This window comes from Rhodococcus sp. IEGM 1302 (genome assembly GCF_030056935.1).
GTDB classification, from domain to species: Bacteria; Actinomycetota; Actinomycetes; order Mycobacteriales; family Mycobacteriaceae; genus Rhodococcus_F; species Rhodococcus_F qingshengii.
Genome location: NZ_JASHKY010000035.1, coordinates 35918 through 42345 on the forward strand (window position 1 = coordinate 35918; position 6428 = coordinate 42345).

Here is a 6428-nt window from a genome sequence, read left to right on the forward strand (position 1 = left end):
AGGCGTGTGGGCCATCTCAGAGGTACCTGTGGGTCTAGAACAGGCGGAATCCTCCACCGTTTGCGTTGATGTCAGCCAAACCGATGTTGATGTCCGCCGAGTTGTCGGGAGCGTGGAACGGCGGCGGAAGCGGCTCGAAGCAGTACGGCGGGTAGCCGTTGCTGATCAAGCCCACCAAGCGGTCACCGACGACGAGCGGTCCACCGGAATCACCGGGAATCGAGCACGTGTGCTCGACGATCTCACCGTAGACGGAGTCGTAGCCCCAGGTGATACCGCACGTGTTGCCGGTCGAACGGCCTTCCTTGCACACGATCGTGCCCGGTGCCGGCGGGGCGCCGATTCCGTTGATCGTCGTGCCGCCGACGGTACGCAGCGGAGCTACCTTGGCGTCGTCGAGATCGATCACGGCGATGTCCGAGACCGGGCTCGAGTAAGAGAACCGACCGATGGGTCCGGCCTCGGGCAGGTACTCGGCGAACACCCGGTCCCCGACAACTCCGCAGTGTCCGGCGGTGAGTGCCACGAGAGAACCGGCGTTGTCGTAGCCGACCGCGGTCAACGTGCATGCTGCAACTCGGTCAGGATCGGAGTGATCCACGTCCGGCAGCAGGATTCCTGAGCCCCCGCCCAGTGCCACCGATGAAGGTGCAGGCGCGGCGCCGGCGACGCCCGCTCCTGCAGCCACAGCCGCCAAACAGGCTGCCGCAGCGACGAAAAGCCTTGTGCGCATAGGTTCCCCCGATAATCGAGTGCGAAACGAGATTCGTTTTGTCCCATTTCCGAAACCTCAGTGAACGTCAGGGTGTGGACATTCGGCAAGTCCGACTCGCCGCATACTGGGACCGCGCGCTGGCAATACCCGCATTTATGAAACCGACGGTTACGTCTTTCCTGCAGTTCACCGTCCGTCGTTGAACGGTCAATAACGCCAGACTTCTCGCGGATGTTGCACTCGTCACGTCAGCCAGGCAAACGCAATCGAACCGCAGGCTGCCAGGCACATCGAGGGTCCGTGCGCAATGGGCGAATTGTGGGCTACCGGCCCTCGTCTACGCAGTTCCAGCGCGGTGCCCAGCGTTGCGGTGAGCACCGACGCAGACACCAACGACCACAGCCAGGCGTCCGCTCCCACCAATCCGGTCACGGCGCCCAGAGGAAGCGAGAGCTTCACATCGCCGACACCCATGGAACCAGGCGACATCACGTGCGCCAGGAGGTGGATTCCGGCGAGCAGTGCCGACCCCACCACCGCCACCCACACCGTTCCCGACACCGTCGCGTAGACCATCACGACGGCGTAGCCCGGCAGCGTGAAACTGTTGGGCAGCCGACGCACAGCCAGGTCGACAGTCGAGATCGCGACGCACCACCACACCACGGCGAGACCGGAAAGTAACTGCACCACCGAGGTATTCAGCGCACCGACGACAACCCAGCCTGTTGCGACGGCGCACTGCGGCACACAACAGAAAGTCACGACTGGTCGATAACCGTGTCGCCGCAACCAATTGTCGACGATCGCCCGAGCACCGAAACCAGCGATTACCCCAGCGCCTGCCAAGACCACCAACGTCCACATGGTTTCGAGCTTGGCGTCTGGCGTTCACCAGCGGCAGACTACGAATTGTCTTGTGGACTACCTCGACACTGTGAACAGAGCTAGGCGATAGCGGCTGCCATCGCCTCTCGCGGAGCGGGCTTGCCCGTGAACTGCTCTACCTGCCCGAAGGCCTGATTGAGCAACATCTCGAGGCCACCGATCACCGTGCCACCGGCCGCCTCGACAACCAAAGCAAGTGGCGTCGGCCAGGGGTTGTAGATCGCGTCGAGGACAAATCGCGCCTTCCCCAATTGCTGGGCAAAGGGCGCTGCCGCTTCCGCGGGAACGGTACTGACCAAGACCGAGGATTCGGCACAGATCCCGCCTAGCCGTGCGTCGTCGAAGGCGACCAGATCTATGTCCAACCCGACCGCGCCGCCGCATTCGATGGCACCGGATGCGCGCCCCGGATCACGCGCGACCACGGTGACTGTCCGAACTCCCATGTCGGCCAACGCGACCAATGCCGGCCGCGCGGTGCCGCCCGCGCCGACAACTACCGCCGAAGTGCCGCTGAGATCGCCGACACCGCCGGCGATCAACGCACCGCTGACTCCGTCGACGTCCGTGCAGTCGGCACGCCAACCGCCGTCGATGCGAACCAGGGTGTTGGCCGAGCCGATGGTCACCGCTCGCGGTGTGCGTTCGGTGGCATATTCGAGTGCTGCGATCTTGCCCGGCATCGTCACCGAGAGGCCGATCCATTCGGGGCCGAGTGAGTCGACGAGGGCAGGCAACTGCTCGCCGGTGCATTCGATCCGCTCGTAGGTCCAATCGCTCAGCCCCAAAGCCGCGTACGCCGCAAGATGCAGCAACGGGGACTTCGAGTGAGCGATCGGGCTTCCGAGAACTGCCGCCTTACGGGGCGTCGCGAGCGAAGTCGCGGTACTACCGTCCACTGTCGAGAATCCCACTTTGCTGTGCCAGTTCGATGTTGGCCAAATGCTCCTCGTAGCTCTTGGTGAAGAGCGTCTGGCCTTCCTTGTTGATCGTGACGAAGTACAACCAGTCACCGGCCGCCGGCGATTCCACGGCCTTCAGTGCGTCGATGCTCGGCGAAGCGATGGGCGTTGCAGGCAGACCCGGCATTGCGTACGTGTTCCACGGCGTGACGCGCTCACGGTCGGCATCCGTGGTTGCGACCTCGGTGGTGTCGAGTGAATAGTTGACCGTGGAGTCGAACTGCAGAGGCTGATCGACTGCGAGTCGGTTGACGATCACCCGCGCGACCTTGGCCATGTCAGCGGGCAACGCCTCACGCTCGACCAGCGACGCTGCCACCAACAACTGGTACGGAGACATTCCGACCCCGCTGCCGGCTGTCAGAATTCCCGTGGCCTCGTACTTGGCGGCGCTACCCTCGACCAACGACCGCAGGATCTCGGTCGGTGTCGCAGTGGGATCGAAATCCCAACTGCTGGCGGCGATCAGGCCTTCGAGCTGACGGTCCTTGTCCGGCACGCTCTTGACCGACGACATCGCCCATTCGGGCACGCCGAGCGAAGCCAGATCGGAAGATGCTCCCGCAGTGTTCAATTCGTCTGTCGAGACACATTTCTGAGCGGAAACCGGGCCGACACAACTCGCCTCGGAAATGAGGTTGTAGATGCCCTTCTTGAGCGAGCCGGTCTGCGCGTCCGAACTGTCGTGCAGCTGACGCCCTTCGGCGATGACAACACTGCCGACTCGGGAGTCCGGGGCAACCAAGGTGTCGAGTGCGCTCGCGGCGCTACTCTGCACCGGCACCTGGTAGAAGCCGGGTTGCACCTTCTGGATCTCAGACGGATTGGCGATCGCCGCGTTGTAGAAAGCAGCGGAACTCGCGACGACGTTCTTCGCCTCGAGCGTCGCACCGATCTCCGATGCGGTTTCTCCACTGTTGATCTGGATGACCACGGGTGCGCCGCCGGGGCCGGCAAAATCCTCCGCGGTCTTGTTGCGATCCATGTACCAGAGAGCGCCGTATGCACCGACACCGAGGACTGCGATCACCAACACCAGCAGGGCGAGAACGCCGACCTTCTTGCCACGCTTGGCGCGCTTGTTGCGCGCTTCGCGTTGCTTGCGTGCCTCGGCTCGCGACATATGCGGCGGATCGATGTTCTGCGGCAGTGCACGCATGACCATGGTCTCGTCGTTGTCGAAGTCGAACGAACTGGTGGGCCGGCTTCCGCCGCCCTCATCCCACCGCGCGTTCACAGATCGCCCTCCAGTGCAGCGTCCTTCGACGACTCCCCTGGTTTCACAGCTCTACTCCGCTCGTCCAGCCAGCCTTGCAGGATTTCCACCGCCGCAGCCTGATCGATCATCGGTCGCTGGCCGCGTGCCTTGACTCCACTTTCGCGGAGATTGCGCGCAGCCGTGACGGTCGTCAGTCGTTCGTCGGACAGTCTCACCGGGATCGGTTCGACGGCCCGCTGCAGTCGTTTGGCGAATGCAGTCGCGATACCGGCGGCCTTACCTTGCTCACCGCGCAGCGTCTGTGGCAGTCCGACGATAACCTCAACGGCCTCGTATTCGGACACGATGGCGATAATGCGCCGGATATCCGGCGCGTCGGGCCCACGCTCCTTCGAGCGTGGAACCGTTTCCACCGGTGTCGCGAGGATGCCGTCGGGGTCGCTGGACGCGACGCCGATGCGAACACTGCCCACGTCGATGGCGATGCGCCGCCCGCGACCAGGGTCGTCGATGCCGGGGCGATCGGGACCCTGTTGCGTAGCCACCACCGTCAGCTGCCGCCCGCCAGCTCTCCGACTCTGTCCCGGATCGCATCGAGCGCCGCCGGGATTCCGGCGGAGTCCGAACCCGAACCCTGGGCCATGTCGGGCTTTCCGCCGCCGCGGCCGCCGATCTTGGGACCGAACGACGCGACCAGCTCACCGGCCTTCACACCGAGACCTTGAGCTGCCTTGCTCGAGGCGACCACGAACGGAACCTTGCCGTCGACGTCACCGAGCAGAGCTACGACGGCAGGTTCGGAGCCGAGGCGACCCTTGATGTCCGTGACTAGGCTGCGCAGGTCGTTTCCGCCGACTCCGGCGGGAGCAGGCTCGGCGATGACGAGGACGCTACCGATGCGCTTGGCCTTGGCGACGTACTCGCCTGCCGACGCCAGCACAGCCTTGGCCTTTGTCTGCTCGAGTTCCTTCTCGGCCACCTTGAGTCGCTCGACGAGCGCCTCGACGCGGGCGGGCACCTCTTCCGAAGGAACCTTCAGAGAGGAGGAGAGTCCGGCCAGGAGCGCGCGTTCCTTGGCGAGGTAGCGGTAGGAGTCCAAACCGACGTACGCCTCGACGCGTCGGATTCCGGAGCCGACCGACTGCTCACCGAGCAGCGTTACCTGACCGATCTGTGCGGAGCTTCCGACGTGAGTGCCACCGCACAGTTCCATCGAGAACGGCCCGCCGATTTCGACGACGCGAACCTCGTCGCCGTAGTTCTCACCGAAGAGTGCCATCGCACCCATCGCCTTGGCCTTGTCGAGATCCGTGACAAATGTGTTGACCGCGTAGTTCGACGCCACGGCTTCGTTGGTGAGTGCCTCGATGTCCTGCTTCTGGGAGTCGGACAGCGCGCCCTGCCAGGAGAAGTCGAAGCGGAGGTAACCCGGCTTGTTGAGCGAGCCCGCCTGCACCGCGTTGGGGCCGAGCACCTGACGCAGCGCAGCGTGCACCATGTGGGTGCCGGAGTGCCCCTGGGTTGCACCCTTGCGCCACTCGGCGTCGACGTGCGCGAGCACGACGTCGCCCTCGGTGATCTCGCCCTTCTGCACCGTCACCTTGTGCGTCCAGACCTTCTTGGCGATCTTCTGTACGTCGTTGACCTTGGCTTCGAGGCCCGGCGCGGTGAGCGAACCGATGTCGGCGATCTGTCCACCGGACTCTGCGTAGAGCGGGCTGCGGTCGAGGATGACCTCGACGTCCTGACCGGCCGTCGCGACCGGCACGCGGACACCGTCGACGATCAGTGCGAGGACGTGAGCCTCGGAGACGAGCTCGTCGAAACCGGTGAACTCGGTGGCGCCTCGGTCGAGCAGTTCCTTGTAGACCGTGAGGTCGGCATGGGCGTGCTTACGAGCCTGAGCGTCGTCCTTGGCGCGCTTGCGCTGCTCGGCCATGAGCGTGCGGAAGCCGTCCTCGTCCACGGTGAGACCGGCCTCGGACGCCATCTCGAGCGTGAGGTCGATCGGGAAGCCGTAGGTGTCGTGCAGTGCAAACGCCTGATCGCCGGCGATGACCGACTTTCCGGACGACTTGACCGTCTCGGCAGCATTCTCGAACAGAGCAGAACCCGAAGCCAGCGTCTTGAGGAACGCGGTCTCCTCGCCGACGGCAACGTTCTCGATGCGCGTGAAGTCGGTTTCCAGAACCGGGTACGACGGCGCCATCGTGTCGCGGACGACGATCATGAACTCGCGCATGGTGGGCTGCTCGCTGCCGAGCAGTTTGGCCGAACGCACGATGCGACGCAGCAACCGGCGCAGGACGTAGCCGCGGCCGTAGTTGCCGGGGTTCACACCGTCGGCGATCAACATCGCTGCGGTGCGTGCGTGGTCGGCGATGACGCGGAAACGGACGTCTGAAGTGTGGTCGGTCCCGTAGACACTGCCGGTCAGTTCGGCGGCCTTGTCGATGACGGGGCGGAGAAGATCTGTCTCGTAGACGTTTTCGACGCCCTGCAGGAGGAACGCAACGCGCTCGACGCCCATGCCGGTGTCGATGTTCTTCTTCGGCAACGGTCCGAGGATCGGGTAGTCGCCCTTGTTGGTGCCCTCGCCGCGCTCGTTCTGCATGAACACGAGGTTCCAGATCTCGATGTAGCG

General features: G+C 64.3%; 6 protein-coding genes. All 6 read right to left on the bottom strand.

Going from position 1 to position 6428, the window contains the following annotated elements; translation table 11 throughout:
- Nucleotides 1-34: 34 nt before the first annotated feature.
- Nucleotides 35-733 carry a S1 family peptidase gene (locus QM609_RS26875; RefSeq protein WP_007728030.1) on the bottom strand — a complete coding sequence of 233 codons (699 nt, stop codon included), beginning with the start codon at nucleotides 731-733 and terminating at the stop codon, nucleotides 35-37.
- A gap of 225 nt (nucleotides 734-958) precedes the next feature.
- Nucleotides 959-1480 carry a prepilin peptidase gene (locus QM609_RS26880; RefSeq protein WP_238588005.1) on the bottom strand — a complete coding sequence of 174 codons (522 nt, stop codon included), beginning with the start codon at nucleotides 1478-1480 and terminating at the stop codon, nucleotides 959-961.
- A 182-nt stretch (nucleotides 1481-1662) separates the two neighbouring features.
- Nucleotides 1663-2502, bottom strand: coding sequence for a shikimate dehydrogenase (locus QM609_RS26885; protein WP_007728034.1), 840 nt, complete (start codon nucleotides 2500-2502; stop codon nucleotides 1663-1665).
- Nucleotides 2492-3802 (bottom strand): endolytic transglycosylase MltG, encoded by a 1311-nt coding sequence (gene mltG / locus QM609_RS26890; RefSeq protein WP_042445689.1) that lies wholly within the window; start codon nucleotides 3800-3802, stop codon nucleotides 2492-2494. Before mltG ends, QM609_RS26885 begins: the two co-directional genes overlap by 11 nt.
- The gene (ruvX, locus tag QM609_RS26895; protein WP_003944838.1) at nucleotides 3799-4332 is read right to left on the bottom strand and encodes a Holliday junction resolvase RuvX; all 534 of its coding nucleotides are present in this window, start codon (nucleotides 4330-4332) and stop codon (nucleotides 3799-3801) included. Before ruvX ends, mltG begins: the two co-directional genes overlap by 4 nt.
- A 2-nt stretch (nucleotides 4333-4334) precedes the next feature.
- The coding region (gene alaS, locus QM609_RS26900) for an alanine--tRNA ligase (protein WP_283337619.1) at nucleotides 4335-6428 on the bottom strand (2094 nt) is incomplete at its 5' end.